Origin of the sequence: Streptomyces canus (assembly GCF_030816965.1) — a bacterium.
GTDB lineage: Bacteria > Actinomycetota > Actinomycetes > Streptomycetales > Streptomycetaceae > Streptomyces > Streptomyces canus_E.
Genome location: NZ_JAUSYQ010000002.1, coordinates 9146113 through 9166776, shown reverse-complemented (window position 1 = coordinate 9166776; position 20664 = coordinate 9146113). Strand labels below are relative to the sequence as shown.

The window sequence follows — 20664 nt, the reverse complement described above, 5'->3', positions numbered from 1 at the left end:
CCTTCGGGCGGACCCGCCGGCCAAGGGCAATGATCGGAAACCCGCCAAGGCGTCGTACCGGCATCGATTCAGTACCGGTTCCTCACCTGCCGTCCACCGCCTCCCGCGTCGCTCACGAAGATAACCTGGTCTGGCGGTAACTCCGGGGGAGGGGGACGAGTTGGGGTGGATGGGCGAGCGGGGCTCGGCACGGTCGGGCTCGTTGGAGGACGCCGACGAACGCCGTCGGCTGTCCACACTGGATCTGGTGGGGCTCGCCGCCGGCGGCGTCGTGGGTTCCGGGTGGCTGCTGGCGGCCGGTAAAGCCCACTGGGCGGCCGGTGACAACGCCGTGTGGGCCTGGGCAGCCGGCGGAGCGCTGATGCTGCTGATAGCCGCCGTGATGGTCGAACTGGGCATCGCCGTCCCCAAGACGGGCGGCCTGATCTTCCTCCCCCTGCAGGCCGCGGGCCCGCTGGTGGCCACGGTCGTGGCCGCCGGGCTGTGGATCGTGTACGCGGTGAATCCGGCGAGCGAGGCGGTGGCCATGGTCCACGGACTGGCGTACTGGTTCCCGTCGTTGCTGCGGAACGGGGAGGTGCTGAGGAACGTCGCCGCGCCCACCCCGCAGAGCATGGAACACGCCTACGACTTCTCCATGACCGGCGTCCTGTGGGCTGTGGTGTTCATGGCGCTGATCGTCGGGCTCAACCTGTTGCCGCCACGCCGGCTGATCCGGCTGAACCTCTTCATCACCATGGTGAAGGTCCTGGTTCCGGTGCTGATCATCGTCTGTCTGGGGTTCGCCGCGTTCGACGCCGCCGAGAGCTGCAAGCCGGAGCAGGTCTGGTACCTCAGCGGGCGCTCGGGAACCGCCGAGCACCTGCAGAGCCAGGCAGGGCACCTGTCACCGCTGTACGTGGTGCTGGGCGGCGCCGTCATCTACGCGTACATCGGCTTCCAGGCGCCGCTCGACTTCGCCGGCAACGTCAAACGGCGGGGCATGGGCGAGGCGGCGCGGCTGCGCTGGGCGGTGTACGGCACTCTCGTCGGCGCGTTCGTGCTGTACACGGCGCTGCAGTACGTGTTCGGCAGGCACTGCCAGGGACTCACCGGGAACATGCTCGAATCGCCGTACTCCCAGTTCGCAGCGGCGGCGACGATGACCTGGCTGGCCTGGCTGATCCGGGTGGACGCGGTGCTGTCCCCGATGGGGTCCGGCATCGTCTTCACCCACGCCCTGACCCGCGAGGTCGCCGCCCTCAGCCGCGCCCACCTGACCCACCGCGGACTGCAGACGGCGCGCCGGGCGTCGTTCCGGTTCCGGGGCGGCGAGATCGACGCGTACTGGATGATCCTGCTGGTCAACTTCGCAATAGGGCTGGCGATGCTCATCGTGGTGCGGGGCAACTGGGAGGAACTGGTCGCCCTCAACAGCGTACCGACGCTGGTCGTGTACGCCACGCCGGGCGTCGTCCTGGTGGCGCTGAGACTGCCCGGGTTCGGGCGGACGCGCCGGATGGTGCACCTGACGCTCTCCGCCACCGCGTTCGTCGCGATCGCCGTCGTGATGCTCGAAGCGGGGTGGCCCAACGTGTGGCGGGGCATGGCCGCCGTGGGAATCGGCTCGGCGCTGCTGCTCGGGCTCCCCTGGCTGGCCAGACGCGATCTGCCCTTCATAGGAGGCCTGTTCAGGCGCTACGACGCCCGGGACCACGTCTCTCGCTTCGCCACCCGCGGGGACCCGGCGGTTCGACCGGTGCTGCTGCTTCTCGCGCATCTGGCCGTGATCGTGTCGTGCACACTGCTGCGGGACGTCCTGAGAGAGGATCTGGCCCTGGTGCCGCAGCTGATCGTGGCCCTGTCGGCGGCTGTCGTCTTCCCGCTGCTGGTCCGGGCCTGCCGACGCTACATGGACACAGTGCCGCCCACCCTGCCCGTGCCCCGCCGTGAACCTCCGGAAGTGCCCATCACCGCAGGGACTTGATGACCCACTCCGCCGCCTCGTGCTGCTCGGCCGCCCGCAGTTCGGCCACCGCGTCATCGCGGTGGCCCACGTCCGACCAGCGGCCCACCGTGGCCCGCAGCAGCAGTTCGGCGTCCGGCAGCGGCAGCGCCAGCACCCCGCCCACGACCTCGACGACGGCGGCCGGAGTCACCAACTGCTCGTTCTCCAGGAACCGTTCGAGCAGCGTCCAGGCCTCGTCGCGCAGGTCTGCGCGGTGCAGACGGGCCGCGACATCGGCGACCAGGGCGGCGTCGACCGTCAACCGGGCTGAGGGATCCGAGAGTTCGCGGCAGGCCGCGTCCACCGCGACCGAGTGACGGGTCCGCAGCGCGCTCAGGCACTCCACGAACCAGTCACGGTCCGCGTGCGGCTCCATGACAGCCACGGCCAGCCGGCGCCCCGCCTCGTCCGCGGCCCGGGTCCGGTCACGGCTACGCTCGACGTTGTCCAGCAGGGCCACCAGTTCGGTGCCGGAGCGCCCCTCGACGCTCACGGCGGCGACATGGCGCAGCAGCCGGGAGCACTCGGGAGCCGCGTCCTTCTCCGGCAGCCACTCGTCCAGGTGTTTCAGCTCGTCGAGGGGGCGGGGGGCGGAGCCCGGGGTGGCGGAGCCCGCCACGATGTCGGCCAGCAGCTCCCGGGTGGTACGGGTCAGGGCCGGCTCCTTGTGCCAGTACGACACGAGCGCGGCGAGCTCCTGTACGTTCGTGTGCCCAGCCGCGTAGTGCCGCACCAGGGCGCACTTGGCGGGTGAGTCCTCCTCCTTCGCCAGCAGCGCGCAGAGCTTCACCACGTGCCGGGGCCGCGTGGTGCGGCCGATGTGCTCGGCGAGTGCGTCGTGACCGGCGCCGCGCCGGGCGATCAGCTTCGCCACCAGTCGCCGCGTCATCTCCACCTGGGTCGCGTCCGAGGCCTTCAGTCTCTCCTCGATCCAGCGCTCCAGGACCCGTCCGACCGGGCTGAGGTGCTGGAACGCGCCCGACAGGTCGGCGATCTCCTCGCCCTCCTCGCCCGGCCCGGCGCCCGGCTCGCTGTCGGCGATCGCCCGCAAGGTCAGTTCCAGCAGCCGGTCGGCCTCGCGGTCGCAGCCCTCGTCGCGGAGCGCGGTGTACAGCAACGCCTTGTCGAGGTTGGTGCGGCCGGAGCCGGGGCCCGCGAACACCTGCACGGTGCGCTCCGCGAGGTCGGACCGCCGCTCCTCCACGACCCGTACGAACACCGCCACGTCGAAGGCCGTGCGCTGGCAGGCCACGTCGTGCACGATGCTCGCGGTGATCGGGGCCCGTTCGCTGCCGGACTCCGCCTCCTGCTGCATCACGGCCAGCTCGGCGGCCTCCCCGACGGGCCGTGACAGGGCGGCCGTCGCCATCAGCATGACGCCGTCCCGCGGGTCGAAGTGGTGGGCGAGCTTGACCAGTTCGTCGACCGGGCGGCGCAGCGCGAAGGCGTACAGGGCGCGCATGGCCATCGCCTCGCGATGCTCCTTGCGCATCCTGTCCAGGATGCCCATGAACTGCCTGACCTCGGCCCGCGCCACCCAGGCGTATGCCTCGTTGAGCGACTCGGCCAGGTCCGGCTGGAAGAGGTGATCCGTGCGGCGGTCGCCCGCGGCGCTGTCGGCGCCGGTCATCCGCCGCCCAGCATCGCGGGTTCGATCTCACCCCAGTATCGGACGAAGTCGGCGGGGTCGGGCAGCAGTTCGCCGGCCTTCCGGTCGACGCGGCGGGCCAGGTCGCGGCTCTGCTCGTCCCCGGCCTTCAGCCGTACGACCACGCGGCCCGCGAGGTCGGGTCGGCGCATCAGATCGGGGAGGTTGCGCTCGCCGTTGAGGAGCAGCTCGCGCACCCATTCGTCCACTGTGCCGAGCGCGCGGGTGCGGGGCCGGCGGCCCTTGGCGTGGTTGGTGAACAGCGGGGCCGCCTCCGAGGCGTCGTTCAGGAGCATCCGCGGCGCGTGGTGGACGCCGCACTCCTGCATCCCCTCGTCGATACCGGCGCGGAGTGCGCCGAGGGTGAGGTCCTCGGGGTGATCGGGCATGCCCTGCCCGAGGACGTTCAGCAGATGGCCGCTGAAGGGCGTGCAGGTGTCGAGGGGGTGAGGCAGGTTCTGGCAGGCGCCGGCCCACGCGTTGTGCACGCTGCCGCCGACCGCGGTGAGGACGCAGGTGCCGTTGGAACGGGTGCCGAGAGCGCCCGGCAGGACGGACTCGGGTCCCAGGTGGGGCAGCATGTTGGAGTAACAGCAGTCCGCTATCAGCACTTTGAGGCCGGCCTGGCTCCTCCTGATCGCCCGGTACACGTACCAGGCGGACAGCCATGTCCAGGGTTCGCTGACACGCGAGGAGCCGACCGCGAAGTGGACCTGGCCGCCGGGCACGTCCTGCCAGTAGGCGCCGTGCCCGACGTACACCACGAGCAGGGTGTCCTCCGGTCCCTCGCCGGCCGCGGCCGCCTCGTGGAGGGCGCGCATCACGTCGTCGGCCGTCCGCACCTCGTCCGGCTCCAGCACCGGGGACCGGGCAGCGGCGCCCCACCGCGGGTCCCGGGCCAGCGCGGCCCCGTAGGCACGGGCGCTCGCCTCGATCGTCGGATAGCCCTGTATGCCGGATTCCTCATCGTATGTACCGACGCCGATCACGAGCGCCCGGGAAGCCATGCCGGTCAGCTCCCCTCGGGGGTGGCGAGGCCGTCGGTGCGCGGCGCGGGTTGCGGGTCCTGGGCAGGCGGCGAGGTCTGCGGCGGCTGGACGACGATGATGGTGACGGGTGGTGGATCGAGCCTGCGGCCCCGCCAGTTCTCGATCGCCCCTTGCACGGCGACCTGCACCGCGGCGCCGACGGTCCCGCCCAGCACCGCCTCCAGCATGATGGCGGCAAGGCCGCCGTCGAGGGTGCCGTCCTGCCCGGCCGTCTCCAGCCGCCAGGTCAGCCCTGTCTCCCGTCCCAGCTCCTCCAGGAGCTGCTCCGGCTCGTCCAGTCCGACCGGTCCCTCGACCTTCACGGAGATCGTCGCCGTCATGTCTCCCGTGCCTCCCCTGCCGCCGCGCGGCGTACCCACCCCACTCTGCCAGGCCGAACGCCTGCTGTGCGAGGGCGCGTTGACGCTCGTTACAGGGTCAGTACGTCCTCGCCCACGATCGCCCACAACGGCGTGGGGGGAAGCGGGCCGTTGTGCGCCGGTTTCGAGCCTGCTCGGCCGAGTGAAGGTTCCCTTACCGGCGACTGCGCGCGACCGCGCGGGTCCTCGGCCACCACGATGCGCATCACAGGGCCCGTGTCCGGCCCGGCACCGCGGCCAGCAGATCGCGTGTGTACGGATGGGCCGGGCCCGGAACAGCTCGTCGGCCGGGGCGCTCTCCAGGACCCGGCCGGCCCGCATGACCACCACACGGTGGGCGATCTGCCGTACGACGGGGAGGTCGTGCGAGACGAACAGATACGCCACACCGGTGTCGGCCTGCAGCTCGGCGAGCAGCCGCAGGATCTGTGCCTGGACCGAGACGTCGAGCCGTCTCCGCCCGGTCGGAACGGTAGTGGCGGGCGCAGAACAGCAGCGCGTCGATCACCGGGACCGCATCGAGGACCCTGGCGAGCACCCGCGGTTCTCAGCAAGCAGACTCAGGTCCGCGCGGATGAACGAGGCCCGGTCAGCCACGCCCGACTCGCGCGCGTGGGCGAGGAACGCCGCACCTTTGTCCGGGTCACGGCCGACGATCACGACCGTGTCGCCCCGCCGCAGTCGCGACTCCGCGAGTGCCCGGCCGATGCCGTCCGTCCCGCCGGTGACGACGGCGGTCTTCGGCGCTGGATCCGTCTGGTGCATGAGCACCCCTGTCCACGGAATCAGTCGGTCGGATCACCGACCCAAGCCACCTGACCCGCTCTCACATTCCCGGTGCGGCGTTCGTGACGGGCCGAGCCCCGCCCGCCTCGGAAGCGGCCCATACGAAAAGGGCCCCCGCAGGTGTTCACCCGCGGAGACCCTTCACACCGTCGGGACGACAGGATTTGAACCTGCGACCCCTTGACCCCCAGGAGTGAGGGCAAGGGTATTTTCTGGAGATATCAGGTTCAATCTGAGTGCAGGCGGTGGACGCGACGGGCCGTCGTGCACCAGCGCGCACACCGTGCGGTCCCCAGCTGGTCCCCGGGACCATGACCGGCATGCTCGCCTACGCCATCACCTTCCTCTGTCTCGACGGCGGCGGCACCACCCCACCGCCGCCCAGCACTTCCGGTGCGCTGCACGCGGTGGGTGCAGGCAAGTGCCTGGACGTGCCGAACGCGTCGACGATGGCAGGTACGCAGGTGCAGATCCGTGACGGCCAGGGCGGGGCCAACCAGCTCTGGACCCGCACCGGGTCCGGCCAGCTGACGGTGACCATGTCGGGCACCACCTTGTGTCTGGACGCCTACAACCACCAGACCACGTCCGGCACCAAGGTGGTGACCTGGCCGTGCAACGGCGGCATCAACCAGAAGTGGAACCTCAGCTGACTCCACCCCTGTCCGGGCCGGGCACGCCCCGGCTCGGACAGGGCGAAAACTCCGACGGGAACCCACCCCCTTGTCAGGGGCATGGCCCTCTTCTACAGTCCGCGGATACGGAGATTGTGGGAGCGCTCCCATGAGTGAGGTGTTCCAGCGCTCACTCCCCTCCCTCCGAGAGGACTCCCATACGAACGTCACGGCGCCCCGTCACGAGAAGGCGGATCCCCCCATGCAGCTTCTTTCGACCCCCCGCTCGCCGGCCCGAAGGCGCACCGCCACGTTGCTGGCAGCGCTCTGCTGCGCCGCGTTACCTGTCGTGGCCGCGGCGGCCCAGCCGCCCGCGGCGAGTGCCGCCGCCACTGAGGTCCTGGGCAACGCGACCCACTTCGCCGGGCTCGGCAGCCCCTACGGCGGCTGCGGTCTGCCACAGCGTGAACTGGACAGCCAGGACTTCGTGGCGCTCAACGTGTTCAACACACCCGGCGACTACTCGAGCACCTACCCCCGCCCGGTGCCGGACTCAAGCGCATCGGTCAAGGGGGTCTTCGACAACGGCCGCAACTGCGGCCGCTGGGTCAAGGTCACCATCGGGGACTACTGCACCGGCACCAACGACGGCGCCCCGGACCGGCCCTTCTGCCGCAACGGCTCCTGGGTGGCCGACAAGTACAACGGGGCCACCCTGACCATGCTCGTCGCGGACAGCTGCGCTGATTCCAACGCCTGGTGCCGGGACGACCCCAACCACCTCGACCTGGCAACCGACTCCCTCAACCGCTTCCGGATCGGCGGCACCCCGGTGGGGACGATGTACCCGGACCACTGGAACAACCGTCATGTCTCCTGGAGCTTCGTCCCGGCCCCGGACTACAGCGGCGACATCCGTATCGGCTTCCTCAGGGGAGCCCAGCGGTACTGGCCCGCCATCGCCGTCTCCCATCTGGCGGGCGGCATCCACGGCGTCCAGTACCTGGCGAACGGCACCTGGACCGACGCCGCAATGAACAGCGACATGGGGCAGTCCTACGTCATCGGCGCGACGGCCTCCGGCCAAAGCAGCTTCACCATACGGATCCGCGACGCAGCCGACGCCTGGCTGGGCGGCGGCCGTACGTACTCCTTCTCGCTGCCGTCAGGCTGCGCGGGAGGCTGCTCGCAGGACTACACCGCCGTCCCCTACACCACCGACAGCTCCGGAGGGACACCACCTCCCACTCCCGCGCCGAGCCCCTCCGGCGGCACCGCCTGCACGGCGGAGTGGAAGCTGACCGGCTCATGGCAGGGCGGGTACCAGGCCGATGTCACGGTCACCAACACCGGGTCCCGGCCGGTCACCGACTGGTCGGTGCACCACACCCTGCCGGACGGTGTGACCGTGGCGAACCGCTGGAACGCGGTGCTGGATCCGTCCCGCCCCGCCACCACCGTTCACAACGCCTCCTACAACGGCTCGCTGGCACCGGGCGCGTCGACGACCTGGGGGATGACGCTCAGCGGCGACGACCGAGACCTCGGCACACTCTCCTGCACCGCGTCCTGACTCTCGGAGATTGATCATGGCCATGACTTCATTACGCGTGCGCCGCCACCGCCTGCCGCTCTGCGCATTGGTGCTGACCGTGGTGGCGGTGGCCCTTCCTGCCATCGCGACGTCGCGCGCTCAGGGCGCGGCGACGGGCTGCACGGTCACGTACACCACCAACGCGTGGTCCGGCGGCTTCACCGCCCAGATCCGCGTCACGAATCTCGGCGCCGCCCTGAACGGCTGGCGGCTGGAGTGGACCTACGGCGGCGACCAGCAGGTCACGTCCGCCTGGAACGCGCAGGTCAGCCAGTCGGGCAGCGCGGTGACCGCAGTGAACGTCGCGCACAATGCCGTGCTCGCCGCCGACGGGTCCGTGGACTTCGGGCTCCAGGGCACCTGGCACACCGCCGAACCGGCTCCCACCGCCTTTGCCCTCAACGGCACGCCGTGCGGCGGAACCGCGAGCCCCACCCCGACAGCGACCGCCTCACCGACCGCGACCGCGACAGCCACGGCGCCGGTCGAATGCGCCGGGGCGACGATCTGCTCCGACTTCGAGGACCAGACCGGTACCGTGCCTTCGGGCCCCTGGCAGACCACGGCACCCGACTGCCAGGGCACGGGGAAGGTCAGCGTCGACACGTCCGTCGCCTACAGCGGCACCAGGTCGCTGCGCGTCGACGGCGGCGCCGGCTACTGCAACCACGTCTTCGCAGCCGCCACCCGCGATCTGTCCTCCGTCGGGCCCGTGGTGTACGTACGCATGCGGGTCCGGCACACCACCGCCCTGCCCACCGGCCACGTCACCTTCGTATCCATGCCGGACGCCTCACAGGGCGGCAGGGCGCTGCGCGTCGGCGGGCAGAACGGCGCGCTGCAGTGGAACCGCGAGAGCGACGACGCGACGCTGCCGGAACAGAGCCCGGCGGGGGTCGCGCTCAGCACGCCGCTGCCGACCGGGCAGTGGCTGTGCCTGCGGTTCCAGATCGACACCACCGCCCAGTCCATGCGCACATGGGTCGACGACCAGGAGGTCGCCGGACTGCACGTGGACGGGGTGGCGACCCAGAACGTCGACGGGCAGTGGCTCGCCCGCAGGACCCCTCCCCGCCCCACCGGCCTGCGCCTGGGGTGGGAGAGCTACGGCACCGGGGACGACACTCTCTGGTTCGACGACGTGGCCCTGGGCTCCTCACCGATCGGCTGCTGACGCCCGCGTGGGATCCGTCGGGAAGACAGGATCTGAACGCGCGACAGTTGTTGATTCCTTGATCCGTACGGCACGCAGTACCCGCCTGGTGGACCGGTCAGCTGCAGGCCCTCGGCCTGGGCCCGGCTCACCAGCTCGTCGATCAGCTGGGATCGAGCTCATCGATCACTTACGGCAACGAGGAGATCAAGTGAAACGTCGTCACGCCTTAATGGCCACCGGTGCCGCCGGTGCACTGATCCTGGGTGGCCTCGCCTTCGCCACCCTGCCCGCATCGGCAGCCGCCACCGGCTGCTCGATCGCGTACAAGGTGCAGAGCGAATGGCCGGGAGGGTTCACCGCGAACCTGGCCATCACAAATCTCGGCTCCCCCGTGCGAGGGTGGACCGCGACGTTCGACTTCCCGAACTCCGACCAGAAGGTCACCAACGGCTGGAGTGCCACGTGGACACAGTCCGGAACCCGCGTGTCCGCCACCAGCCTCGACTGGAACGGAGCGCTGGATACGGGCAGGTCTGCTTCCATCGGGTTCACCGGTGCGTGGAAGGGCCTCAATCCGGAACCCGCATCGGTTGCGCTCAACGGCGTGACCTGTACCGGCTCGGTGACATCCCCGTCCCCCAGCCCCACCACCACTCCGACCAGCGGTCCCAGTGATCCGGCCCCGGAGCTGAAGGTTTCCGGTAACAAGATCGTCACCGCGAGCGGCAAGCAGTACCGGCTGCTGGGTGTGGACCGCTCCAGCGGTGAATACGCTTGTGTGCAGGGCAAGGGGCTATGGGACAGCGGCCCGGTCGACCAGGCGTCCGTCGACGCGATGAAGACCTGGAACATCCACGCGGTACGCGTGCCGTTGAACGAGGAATGCTGGCTCGGTATCAACGGCTCGCCCAGTGGAGCCACCTACCAGCAGGGCGTCAAGGACTACGTCAACCTACTGGTGGCCAACGGCATCACCCCGATCCTCGACCTGCACTGGACCCGGGGTGCCTACACCAACGGGCCGGACTGGCACTGCAAGGACGCCACCGCGACCTGCCAGAAACCGATGCCGGACGCGCAGTACGCCCCCCAGTTCTGGACCGGTGTCGCCAACGCGTTCAAGGGCAACGACGCCGTCGTCTTCGATCTGTTCAACGAGCCGTACCCGGAGATCGCCAGCAACTGGGACAAGACCCTCGGCTGGACGTGCTGGCGAGACGGCGGCACCTGCACCGGCCTTCCCTATGAAACCGCCGGCATGCAGGACCTGGTCGACGCTGTTCGGGCCACCGGCGCGACCAACGTCCTCATGCTGGGTGGCCTGGAGTGGGCCAACGACATGCGGGAGTGGCTGACGTACAAGCCGACCGACCCACTGAACAACCTCGCCGCGTCCTGGCACTCCTACAGCTTCAACGCCTGCGCGACCGAATCCTGCTGGGACAGCCAGGTCGCGCCGCTCGCGCAACAAGTGCCGGTCGTCATCGGTGAGTTCGGCCAGGACAACTGCGGCTTCGACTACATGCAGCGGCTGGTCGACTGGGCCGACGCGCACAACATGGGTTATCTCGCGTGGACGTGGAACCCGTGGGGCTGCAGCACCGGCGCCGTACTCATCAAGGACTGGGCCGGAACCCCGGAGCCTGGCGTCGGCGAGGGTCTGAAGGCCCACCTGATCAGCCAGGACCCCTACACGACCCCGTAACCGCGCACCCAGCGGCTGCCCAGCCGCGTTCGACGCCGCCCCGGCCGGATGCCCCAACGGCACAACTCGGCCCGGGCGGCTTTCGACCACCACGAGTGTGAGTGTGGCGAGGTGCTCGAACCGCAGCCCACAGGGGAGTCGCCGGCTCCCGGACTCCAGGTGTGAAACCGGTCGGCGGCCGGCATCGGAGCGTCCCGCACCAGCCGGATGCCCATTCGCCCTTGTCCGACAGGATTCCTCGTGCGTGCAGGCGGAGGATCTGCTTGACAGTGCAGGTCACGAGCGCTTGGCGACCGGCTCCAGGCCACCCGTGACGGCATCGTCAAGGTCAAACCCGCCCGGTCGCCCGGCTGGCGACCACTACCGCGGCTGGGGAGATGTCGTCCCCTTCGCCGCCTGCACCGCCGCCCGGATAGGCGAGGTCTCAGGCTGCCGCGTCGGAGATATCGACACCAGCCAATGGATCTGGACCGTGCGCGGTCCCAAACTGGTCCCCACAAATGATCAAGGGCCGGTTTCGGAAACCTCCGAAACCGGCCCTGACCTGCGACCGTCTCCAGTCGGGACGACAGGATTTGAACCTGCGACCCCTTGACCCCCAGTCAAGTGCGCTACCAAGCTGCGCCACGTCCCGGCCGCGTCTCCCACGGATGTTCCGTGTGATCGCGCAGGTAGACCCTACCTCACACGCACGGCCGGAACGACTGGCGCGGAAGGTCAGCCCCGGGTGGCGACCGGCTCGCGAAGCTCCGTGGTCCCGGTGACGATCCGGCGCCCGGCCCGCCGTACCGGAACCAGCAGGGCCGCCAGCGCCGCCGCCAGGCACAGCACCGCCAGCAGGGTGAAGCCGTGGGTGTAGCCGGACTCGTACGGCAGTCCCGAGGGCTGCAGATGCCCCGTGACCAGGACGCCGGTGACGGCCGCGCCGATGGAGCCGCCGATGGTGCGGATGTTGGCGTTCATACCGGTCGCGGCGCCGGTCTGGTCGGCCGGGACGCTGCCCACGATCAGGTTGGCCATGGAGGCGAAGGCAAGCCCGATGCCGAGGCCGAACAGGCCTGCGACCACGGCGATCTGCCACTGCTCGTCGTGCCAGAGGGCGAGGAAGCCGCACGCCACCGCGCCCAGCGCGGCACCGGTCACCAAAAGGGACTTGGCGCCGACGACGGGCTCCAGACGGCCGCTGAGCACACCGGAGAAGAACATCGCCACCAGCATCGGCAGCATGAGCAGGCCAGCGGCGGTGACGCTCGCGCCGAAGCCGTACCCGGCCGACGACGGCGTCTGGACGAAGCCCGGCAGGAAGGACCAGATCGAGTACATCCCGGCACCGAAGAGCAGGGCCGCGGCGTTGGTGGTCCGGACGGCCGGCAGGCGCATCACCTTCAGGTCGATCAGCGGGCTGCGGGAGCGGGCCTCGGAGTACAGCCACAGCGCGAACAGCACGACGGCCGCGCCGAACAGACCGAGCACCCGGGCCGAGCCCCAGCCCCACGTGCCCGCCTGGCTGAGCGGCAGCAGCAGCGCGACCAGCCACGCGGACAGCAGGACGGCGCCGAGCCAATTGACGTTCCCCTTCGCCCTGTTGGGCGACTCGGGCACATACCGTACGGCGATGAGCGTGGCGGCGATCACGATGGCGACCGGGATCCAGAACAGCCAGCGGTAGTCGAGCGCGGTCACGATGGGACCGGCCGCGACCATGCCGACGCCACCGCCGGCGGCGATCACGGCGGAGAGGTTGCTGATGGAGCCGCTCACCTCGGACGCGGCGAACTCGTCCCGGATGATGCCGAAGGAGAGCGGGAAGAGGGCGCCGCCGACACCCTGGACGACCCGGGCGACGATGAGTACGCCGATGCTCGGCGCGAGCGCGGCGAGGAGACAGCCGACCGCCACGGTCACGAGGACGGCGACGAGCGTGCGCTTCTTGCCGATCAGGTCGCCGACGCGGCCGAGGATCGGCGTGAAGACCGAGGCGGACAGCAGATACGCGGTCATCACCCAGGTCGCGGTGGACTGCGAGGTGTGCAGCGCGTGCTGGACGGTCGGCAGGGCCGGCGCGATCAGCGACTGGAGCATGGAGAACACGCCGGCGCCGGTCGCGAGGACCGCGAAGGTGAGACGGGTGGACTTGCGGGGCATGAAGAGCCTCTCCGAACACAGAGTGCGGCCGGAGCCTCGTGGGAAGCGGTCGCGGAAAGGACGATGGAGGTACCTCGACTGCTAAAGTGGAGGTACGCCTCCACTCTAGCGGAGGCAGGCCTCCGCTTCAACCTGTACCGGAGGTGCACCTCCGTTTCCTTCCCGGGAGGCATCCGTGACCGCCCCGTCGTTCCCCGTCACCGAGATCGTCGCGTCCCGCCGACCCCACCGGAAGGACGCCGCCCGCAACTACGACGCCCTGCTGGCCGCCGCCCGCGAGGCGTTCGCAGAGCACGGGGCGGAGGCCTCCCTGGAGGACATCGCGCGCCGGGCGGGCGTGGGCATCGGCACGCTGTACCGGAACTTCCCCACCCGCCGCCATCTCTTCGAGACGGTCTACGCGGACGAGGTGAACACCCTGGTGCAGGTGGCCAGGGAACTCGCCGACCAGGAGCCCTGGCAGGCCCTCACGGCCTGGCTCGACCGGTTCGCCGGCTACATGGTGACCAAGCGGGCCGTCCGCGAGGCCCTCAACGACGAGTCGGAGATCTTCGCGGCCTGCCGGGAGTCGATGTACGCGGCGGGCGGGCCGTTGTTCGAGCGGGCGCAGGAGGCGGGCCAGGCGCGGCGGGACATGGACTTCGTGGACCTGTTGCGGATGGTCGCCGGCATCACGGCAACGGCCTTCGACGACGACGTCCAGCGCGATCGGGTGTTGTCGATCGCGCTGGACGGGGTGCGCGCGGCGCGCTGAACAGGGGCGCGCCCGGGAACTCGGGGCGACCTGTCGCATTACCGTCCTCCGTGGCGGTCGCGCCCTCCGGGAGAGGCGTGCCGCTGGAGCAGTACGGCATCACTTGCGTCTCCTCCCCCGTCCCCCCTGTTCCGCAGCATCGGCAGCACCCCGCTGCGCATCCTGTGGGTCCACTCCTCGGGCCATGCACCCGGACGTTCACCGAGACCGGCACGGCTGACGCCGCGGCGGACGCTGGACGGCCCCGAGCGGCACCGCCGCCGGAGCGTCTGCGCCGAACGCCGGCTTCCGCGTCCTCGCGGTGGCCGGCGTTCGTCCCCGCCCCTGGGGCGGCAGGTCGGGTCAGTGTGTGGCGACCAGTTCCCGCTCGCGGTCAGTGACCGTCTGCCGGGAGCTGCGCAGGGCGGCGATGCCGATGAAGACCATGGACGACAGACCGGCGATGGCGAAGGCGGTGAAGCCCCAGTCGCCGTTGCCCGAGGCGAGGAGTTGGCCGCCGAGCCACGGACCGAAGACGGCGCCGAAGCGGCCCATGCCGGAGGTCCAGCCGACCGCGGTGGCGCGGTTGTCCGCGTCGGAGCGGATCGAGACCGTCGCGTAGATCATCGTCTGGGCGCTGTTGAGGAAGACGCCCGTGAAGAAGACGACGATCATCGTCACGGTCATGTCCATGTGGACGCTCAGCAGGAAGACACCGGCGGCGGTGAGCGCGAACCAGAGCGCGGAGATGCGCGGCGCGCCGAAGCGGTCGGCGGCCCGGCCCGCGACGAGCATGCCCACGATGCCGCCGAGGTTGAAGACGACCACGAAGGACAGGGCGGAGCCCAGCTCGTAGCCCTCGGCCCGCATCAGGGTGGGCAGCCAGGTGGCGACGCCGTAGACGAGGAGCAGACCGCCGAAGGAGGCCACCCAGTAGAGCAGGGTCTGGATCCACTCGTTGCCGCGGAAGAGGTTGGCCAGGTTGGTCCAGCGGTCACCGGCGCCGCCGGTCCTGGTGGCCGGCACCTCGACGTCGTACCGCTCGGCCAGCGCCTTGGCCTCCTCGCCGCGGCCCTTGGCGAGCAGGAAGCTCAGCGATTCGGGCAGCAGCTTCGCCAGCACCGGGGCGAAGAGCAGCGGGAGCACGCAGACCCAGAAGGCGGCACGCCAGCCGACCGGGTCGATGAGCCACTTGGCGACGTAGGCGGAGAGGATGCCGCCGGCGTGGTGGGCGGTCATCAGCAGGCCGATGACGATGGCGCCGCGGCCGCGCGGGGCGTAGTCCGAGACCATGCTGATCGCGGTGGGCAGCAGGCCGCCGAGGCCGACGCCCGCCAGGGTCCGGCCGAGGCCGAAGACCGTGACGCTGTCGGCCAGCGCGCACACGCCGGAGGCCAGCGAGAAGAGGACCACGCAGGAGACCATCAGCTTCTTGCGCCCGATCCGGTCGGCGACCGTGCCGGCGACGAGGGCGCCGACCAGCATGCCGAAGGTGGCGTAGCTGCCGAGGTCGCCGGCCTGGTCCGCGGTGAGGCCGAAGGTCCTGGTCTCCAGCAGGTGTGGCAGCACCGAGCCGTAGATGAACATGTCGAGACCGTCGAAGAGCACGGCCAGCCAGCACAGACCGACGACCAGGAGGGCCAGTCTGCCGCCGCGGGCCGACCGGAGCGGGGAGGGGGAGGAGGACATCGTTGGTTACCTCTCGTACGTGGTGCGCAAGACGCTAAGGAGCCACCCTCGAAGAGTCAACGGTTTTGTCAACAATCTCATCGACAATCGATGTCAGGGGTGGCTCCGAACGCCTCAGCCGACCGGCGGCGTCCCGTGCGTGTGGAACGACTCGATGGTCTTCAGCCCCCAGGCCTGCCCCTTCTTCCGCTCGTCCTCGGTCCAGGTGACGAGCGGCCAGTCGGGCGCCAGCACCAGCCGGGTGAGCGGGTTGCACAGCTCGATGCGGTTGCCGCCGGGCTCGTAGACGTACAGGAAGAACGTCTGCTGGATGGCGTGCTTGTGGGGGCCCGTCTCGATGAACACGCCGGTGTCGATGGCGAGATCGGCCGCGCGCAGGATGTCCTCGCGGGTGTCGGTCGCGAAGGCGATGTGGTGCAGCCGTCCCTCGCTGCCGGTCCAGTCCGAGGTGTAGACGACGTCGTACGACTTGTTCGTGTACGTCAGCCAGCGCGCCGCGATCTTCCCGCTGTCCAGCCGGATCTGTTCGGTGGGCCGGGCGCCGAGGACGTGTTGCTGGAACTCGGCGTTGGCGAGCACGTCGGCGGCGAGGAAGTTGATGTGATCCAACCGCCGTACGCCCACTCCCCTGTTGGGCTTGGCCTGCGGCTGGTTCTTCAGCGCCGGTCGGAGTTCCTCGGGAGCCCGGTAGTACTCGCTCTCCCAGTAGAGGGCGTGCTCGTGGCCGTCCGGGTCGGTGGTGACGTACAGCTTGCCCAGACCAGGTTCGTCCTCGACCCACCTGCCCGTGCCGCCCGACTCCTCAACCGCCTTGATACGGCGGTGAAGTGCCTCCTCGCCGGCGGTGCGCAGGGCGAGCCTGCCGAGTCCGGGCCGGTCACGGGCGGTGAGCACCAGGCTGTGGTGCTCGTAGTCGTCGTAGGTCCGCAGGTACACCGTGTCGCCGTCCTGGCCGTTGACCGTCAGGCCCAGGTAGTCGGTGAAGAAGGCGACGCTGGCGTCCAGGTCCGGAGTGAAGAGCTGGGTGTGGCCGATGTGGGCGATGTCGCCGAGCGGCGGAGTCATCGGTGACCTCCTGTGGGTCGGTCGACGGCCCGGGGGAAGACGGTGCCGTCGAAGATCTTGCGGGCCGTACGGACCACGGCGGTGCGCCGGGCGGAGGGGGGGCCGCCGGGGGTGGCGGCCAGGCTGCTCTCGATGTCCAGGAATCCCGTGGGGTGTTCTATGCGGACGCGGTCGCTCCCGGGATCGATCGCCGCGAGGCCGGCGCCCACACCGCCCTCGATCCGCAGGCCCGCGGCCACACTGGCCGCACCCAGGACTCCGATGGAGGTGTGACAGCGCACCGGGATGAAGGTGCGGGTGGTGACCGCACCGCCGTCGCGCGGTGGGGCGAGCAGCGTGATCTTGGGGACGGTGGCGTCGGACACGTCCCCGAGGCCCATCAGGCGGCCCGCCGCCAGGCGTATGGAGCGCAGCCGTTCGGCGAGGGCGAGGTCCTCCTCCAGGTCCCGGGGCAGCTCGTAGCCGGTGACCTTGAGCGAGGTCGCCGCGATCAGGACGGTCGGCATGCCGTTGTTCACGCAGGTCACCTCGACACCGTCGATGACGTCGACGGCCTTGCCGGTGGGCAGCAACTCCCCGGCGCCCGGCGGGAACTCGATCACCACGGGCGCGGCCGTCCCCGGCACGCCCGAGATCTCGGCGTCCCCCGTGTACCGCACCCGGCCCCCTGGGGTCGGGAAGGTCGCCGTCGCGTGGTCGCCGGTGTTGACCATGCGGATCCGGACCGAGGTCTCCCGCTCCCCCGCCGGGACGAGTCCGCGCTCGACGGCGAACGGGCCGACACCGGCGAGGATGTTCCCGCAGTTCTGCCGGTCGCTCACCTCCGGCCGGTCGACCACGACTTGGAGGAAGAGGTAGTCGACGTCGGCCTCCGGGTCGGCGGACGGGGAGATCACGGCGACCTTGCTGGTGAGCGGGTGCGCGCCGCCCAGGCCATCGATCTGCCGTTCGTCCGGGCTGCCCATGATCCGCAGCAACAGGTCGTCGCGCAGGGCGGGTTCGGCGGGCAGGTCGTCGGCGAGGAAGTAGGCGCCCTTGGACGTGCCGCCCCGCATCAGCAGGCAGGGCACCCCCTCGGTCACGGCCGCTCCCCCTCGTACTCCTCGTACGTCCGGTACTCCACGCCGAGCCTCTTCAGCGTCTCCCGCAACCCATAGCGGTCCAGGCCGAGTTGGCCTTCGAGGAAGGCGGCGCGGGTGGCGGCCTCCTTGGCCTCGCGGGCCTCGGACCTCTCGATCGTCTCGCGGGCACGCTCGCGGGGGACGACCACGACACCGTCGTCATCGGCGAGGATCACGTCGCCCGGGCGGATCACCTGGCCGTCGATGGCGATCGGCACGTTGACCGAGCCGCCCGTGGCCTTGACCGTGCCCTGCGAGGAGACCGCCCGGGACCAGGCGGCGAAGCCCATGTCGCGCAGCTCCTGGGTGTCGCGGATGCCGGTGTTGGTGACGACCCCGCGCACCCCGCGCTGCTTGAGAGCGGTCGCGAACAGCTCGCCGAACAGGCCGTCCGTGCACGGCGAGGTGGTGGTGACGACGAGGATGTCGCCCTCGCCGCACTGCTCGACGGCCGCGTGGATCATGAGGTTGTCGCCGGGCCAGCTGAGCACGGTGACAGCCGTGCCCGCGACGCGCACGCCCTGCTGGACGGGGCGAACGGCCGGGCCCAGCAGGCCGGTTCGGCCCATCGCCTCGCTGACGGTGGCCACGCCGTACTGCGCCAGCGCGTCGACGTCCTTCAGGCCCGCCTTCGGCGGGTTGGTGACGATCACGCCCATCACGCCAGCTCCTTCGCGATCTGCGGGTAGGGGCGCATGTACGCCTCGGCCATGGTCTTGTGGGCCAGACCCAGGTTCGGGCCCGCGTTGCGCTTGAGCTGGACGCCCCGGCGGACGGCGAGGTCGGTGTAGTAGTCCCACAGGTGCTGCTGGGCGCCGAGGCACTCCATGGCCTTGCGCTTGGTCTCCCAGACCTCGGTGATGTCGAGGAGCACCTCGGGCTTGAAGCCGCTCATCTCGGGCTGGTGGGGCTCGAAGTAGAAGACCGGCGGGGCGCCGATGATCTCGCCCTCGCCCGGGTAGCCGATGGCCTGCGCCAGGATCCGGGCCTCCAGGGCCATACGGTTGGCGGCCGGGTGGTCGCCGTTGTACGGGTCCTCGACCGGGTGGGTGAGCACGACGTCGGGCTGGACGGCCCGGTAGACCCCGACGAGCTTGTCGGTCAACTCGGCGGTGGCGACCAGCGGGTAGTCACCGGCGTCGAAGAAGCGCACCTCGGCGCCGAGGGTCGCGGCGGCGCGCTCGGCCTCGTCCCGGCGTATCGCCTTGATCTCGTCGAGTTTTCTGCCCTCGCGCCAGGCCTTGGCGGACTCCCCGCGTTCACCGAAGGTCAGACAGGCGATGGTGACCTTCTCGCCCCGGGAGGCGGCCAGGGCGATGGCTCCGCCCGCCCGCCACACGAAGTCCCCGGCATGCGCGGTGATCACCAGTGTCGAACGTGGACGGACGGGCGCGCCTGACTGCGTCATTACGGACATCTCCTTGAAGTGGACAGGTTCGCGCCCGCCTCGCGCGGCTCAGTCGCGCAGCGCCTCGATCACGCTGGTGAGGTGGGCGCGGACGGCCTTCTCGGCCGCCTGCGGGTCCCTGGCCCTGATCGCCTCGATCATCGCCAGATGCTCGCTCAGGGAGTGCTGCGGGCGTCCCGGCCGCAGCGCCAACTGGAACCGGTGACGCACCAGTTGAGCGTTCAGCCGCTCCAGCAGATCCACGGCGGTCCGCTGGCCCGAGAACTCCCGCACCCTGGCGTGCAGCTCCTGGTTGAGCTCGGAGTAGGTCATCGGCTCGCCGTCGGCCACGGCCTTGGTCATCGCCGTGCCCAGTTCGGTCAGCTCGGCGAGCTGCTCGTCACTGGCCAGGGTCGCCGCCTTGGCCGCGCACAGTCCTTCGAGGACCATGCGGCACTCGGTGATGGCGACCGCCTCCTCGACGGTCACCACCCGCACCCGGGAACCCCGGTTGCGGATCCGCTCGACGAGACCCTGGGCCTCCAGATCGATGAGTGCGGCCCGGATGCTGGCCCGTGTCACACCGAACTGCTCGGCGAGCTCGTTCTCCACCAGCCGCTGCGCCGGTGCCATCTCGCCGTGCAGGATCGCCTGCCGCAGCTGCGCGAGCGCATGCTGTTTGGCCTGCTCCCCGGTGCTCGGACGGGCTTCTTTCGGCATCGCTGCCCTCCCTGAGTGAGTGCCTGTCGAAGCTAAATCTAGCCAGACAAGATTGTCAACAATTTTGTCCGCCGTATCGCACACATGACTACGGCCGCGCACATCCATACGTGCGGGTCTCAGCCACCCCGATCCAGGTGAGCAGTTCCCCTACGGCCCGGGCGGCCGAGTGGGGATCGTCCCGCCACCAGGCCAGCCGCACGGCGATCGGCTCGGCGTCCCGCACCGGCCGGTAGACGACACCGGGCCGCGGATACCGGTGGGCGGTCGACTCCGCCGTCATCCCGACGCACCGCCCCGTGGGGATCACGGTGAGCCAGTCGTCCACGTCCTGTGTCTCCCGTACGGCGGGACGGTCCCCCTCGGGCCACAGCTGCCGGGTCGTGTTCCCGGTACGGCGGTCCACGAGCAGGGTTCTCGGTCTGTTGGCAGCGGTCTGCCGGGCCTCGTACATCCTGCTCAACCGCACGGTCGGCCGGCGGCTGCCCGGAGCGCAGGGGTCGGCGGCCGCGGCCGCGGTGTCCGCCCTGCTGTTCCTGCCGGTCGGGGTCCTGGTCGCCGTACGGCAGCCGCCGACGCTCACGGCAGCCGGGTGTGCCGTGGCCGCCGGGGTGCTGTCGTCGGCGGTGCCTTGTCCCGCCGACCTTTTCACTCTGCGGCGGGTGCCTGCGGCGACCTCCGGGCTGTTCATGAGCGTCGACCCCGTCCTGGCGGCCACGGTCGGGTGGGTCGCGCCCGGACAGCGCCTCGACTGGACGGAGTGGGCGGCGATGACGGCCGTCGTGCCGGCGAACGCGATCGGCATCCTCGCGTCGCGAGAAATCCGGGACGGTCCCGCGCGCGGGTGAGGTTTCGGGCGGACCCGGGCATGGCGGCCGGCGAGCGCGCTCTTGGTCCCCGCGCGCA

Annotated in this window: 17 protein-coding genes, 1 tRNA gene and 3 pseudogenes; 7 read left to right on the top strand and 14 right to left on the bottom strand. The window is 70.4% G+C overall.

Annotation, left to right across the window (positions count from 1 at the left end; all coding sequences use genetic code 11):
• Positions 1 to 169 precede the first annotated feature (169 nt).
• On the top strand, positions 170 to 1966 hold the full coding sequence (locus tag QF027_RS42805; RefSeq protein ID WP_307080820.1) for an APC family permease: 1797 nt from the start codon (positions 170 to 172) through the stop codon (positions 1964 to 1966).
• Here the strand turns inward: QF027_RS42805 and QF027_RS42800 are convergent.
• The 5 genes and pseudogenes from QF027_RS42800 to QF027_RS42780 all read right to left on the bottom strand — a co-directional run bounded on the left by QF027_RS42800 (position 1950) and on the right by QF027_RS42780 (position 5808).
• Positions 1950 to 3617, bottom strand: a complete 1668-nt coding sequence (locus QF027_RS42800; RefSeq protein ID WP_307080818.1) for a hypothetical protein — start codon at positions 3615 to 3617, stop codon at positions 1950 to 1952. The genes QF027_RS42805 and QF027_RS42800 overlap by 17 nt on opposite strands.
• Positions 3614 to 4642 (bottom strand): hypothetical protein, encoded by a 1029-nt coding sequence (locus QF027_RS42795; protein ID WP_307080816.1) that lies wholly within the window; start codon positions 4640 to 4642, stop codon positions 3614 to 3616. Before QF027_RS42795 ends, QF027_RS42800 begins: the two co-directional genes overlap by 4 nt.
• A 5-nt stretch (positions 4643 to 4647) precedes the next feature.
• On the bottom strand, positions 4648 to 5004 hold the full coding sequence (locus tag QF027_RS42790) for a hypothetical protein (RefSeq protein WP_307080814.1): 357 nt from the start codon (positions 5002 to 5004) through the stop codon (positions 4648 to 4650).
• Positions 5005 to 5248: 244 nt separating this feature from the next.
• Positions 5249 to 5493, bottom strand: a pseudogene (locus QF027_RS42785) (ABC transporter ATP-binding protein); the annotation flags it as partial.
• A 54-nt stretch (positions 5494 to 5547) separates the two neighbouring features.
• The gene (locus QF027_RS42780) at positions 5548 to 5808 is read right to left on the bottom strand and encodes an SDR family NAD(P)-dependent oxidoreductase (RefSeq protein ID WP_307080812.1); all 261 of its coding nucleotides are present in this window, start codon (positions 5806 to 5808) and stop codon (positions 5548 to 5550) included.
• Between the two features lie 341 nt (positions 5809 to 6149).
• On the opposite strand from QF027_RS42780, the gene QF027_RS42775 reads away from it, so the two are divergent.
• The 4 genes from QF027_RS42775 (at position 6150) to QF027_RS42760 (ending at position 10898) form a co-directional block, all read left to right on the top strand.
• A complete protein-coding gene (locus QF027_RS42775) occupies positions 6150 to 6482 on the top strand; it encodes an RICIN domain-containing protein (RefSeq protein WP_373432472.1) in 333 nt (110 codons plus the stop codon).
• Positions 6483 to 6705: 223 nt separating this feature from the next.
• Positions 6706 to 8016 carry a cellulose binding domain-containing protein gene (locus tag QF027_RS42770; protein ID WP_307080810.1) on the top strand — a complete coding sequence of 437 codons (1311 nt, stop codon included), beginning with the start codon at positions 6706 to 6708 and terminating at the stop codon, positions 8014 to 8016.
• A gap of 22 nt (positions 8017 to 8038) precedes the next feature.
• Positions 8039 to 9211 (top strand): cellulose binding domain-containing protein, encoded by a 1173-nt coding sequence (locus QF027_RS42765; protein WP_307080808.1) that lies wholly within the window; start codon positions 8039 to 8041, stop codon positions 9209 to 9211.
• Between the two features lie 211 nt (positions 9212 to 9422).
• Positions 9423 to 10898: a cellulase family glycosylhydrolase gene (locus tag QF027_RS42760; RefSeq protein ID WP_373432522.1), complete on the top strand. Its 1476-nt coding sequence runs from the start codon at positions 9423 to 9425 to the stop codon at positions 10896 to 10898.
• A gap of 560 nt (positions 10899 to 11458) precedes the next feature.
• Here QF027_RS42760 and QF027_RS42755 read toward each other — a convergent pair.
• Both QF027_RS42755 and QF027_RS42750 read right to left on the bottom strand, forming a co-directional pair.
• A tRNA-Pro gene (locus QF027_RS42755) sits at positions 11459 to 11532 on the bottom strand.
• Positions 11533 to 11615: 83 nt separating this feature from the next.
• Positions 11616 to 13043: an MFS transporter gene (locus QF027_RS42750; RefSeq protein WP_307080805.1), complete on the bottom strand. Its 1428-nt coding sequence runs from the start codon at positions 13041 to 13043 to the stop codon at positions 11616 to 11618.
• 175 nt (positions 13044 to 13218) lie between these two features.
• On the opposite strand from QF027_RS42750, the gene QF027_RS42745 reads away from it, so the two are divergent.
• Complete coding sequence (locus QF027_RS42745; RefSeq protein WP_307080802.1) at positions 13219 to 13797, top strand: TetR/AcrR family transcriptional regulator; 579 nt, start codon at positions 13219 to 13221, stop codon at positions 13795 to 13797.
• 342 nt (positions 13798 to 14139) lie between these two features.
• On the opposite strand, the gene QF027_RS42740 is transcribed toward QF027_RS42745, so the two are convergent.
• The 7 genes and pseudogenes from QF027_RS42740 to QF027_RS42710 form a co-directional block, all read right to left on the bottom strand.
• The gene (locus QF027_RS42740) at positions 14140 to 15465 is read right to left on the bottom strand and encodes an MFS transporter (protein ID WP_307080800.1); all 1326 of its coding nucleotides are present in this window, start codon (positions 15463 to 15465) and stop codon (positions 14140 to 14142) included.
• Positions 15466 to 15579: 114 nt separating this feature from the next.
• Positions 15580 to 16530: a catechol 2,3-dioxygenase gene (locus QF027_RS42735; protein ID WP_306973510.1), complete on the bottom strand. Its 951-nt coding sequence runs from the start codon at positions 16528 to 16530 to the stop codon at positions 15580 to 15582.
• Positions 16527 to 17612, bottom strand: coding sequence for a 4-oxalomesaconate tautomerase (locus tag QF027_RS42730; RefSeq protein WP_373432471.1), 1086 nt, complete (start codon positions 17610 to 17612; stop codon positions 16527 to 16529). The genes QF027_RS42735 and QF027_RS42730 overlap by 4 nt, the downstream gene beginning before the upstream one ends.
• Positions 17609 to 18313 (bottom strand): 4-carboxy-4-hydroxy-2-oxoadipate aldolase/oxaloacetate decarboxylase, encoded by a 705-nt coding sequence (locus QF027_RS42725; RefSeq protein WP_307080798.1) that lies wholly within the window; start codon positions 18311 to 18313, stop codon positions 17609 to 17611. Before QF027_RS42725 ends, QF027_RS42730 begins: the two co-directional genes overlap by 4 nt.
• Positions 18310 to 19059 (bottom strand): PIG-L deacetylase family protein, encoded by a 750-nt coding sequence (locus QF027_RS42720; RefSeq protein WP_307080796.1) that lies wholly within the window; start codon positions 19057 to 19059, stop codon positions 18310 to 18312. Before QF027_RS42720 ends, QF027_RS42725 begins: the two co-directional genes overlap by 4 nt.
• A 48-nt stretch (positions 19060 to 19107) precedes the next feature.
• A complete protein-coding gene (locus QF027_RS42715; protein WP_306973516.1) occupies positions 19108 to 19758 on the bottom strand; it encodes a GntR family transcriptional regulator in 651 nt (216 codons plus the stop codon).
• An 88-nt stretch (positions 19759 to 19846) separates the two neighbouring features.
• Positions 19847 to 20275: pseudogene (locus QF027_RS42710) on the bottom strand (hypothetical protein); the annotation flags it as partial.
• Here QF027_RS42710 and QF027_RS42705 point away from each other — a divergent pair.
• Positions 20175 to 20606 (top strand): annotated as a pseudogene (locus tag QF027_RS42705) (EamA family transporter); the annotation flags it as partial. The pseudogenes QF027_RS42710 and QF027_RS42705 sit on opposite strands and share 101 nt — an antisense overlap.
• Positions 20607 to 20664 lie beyond the last annotated feature (58 nt).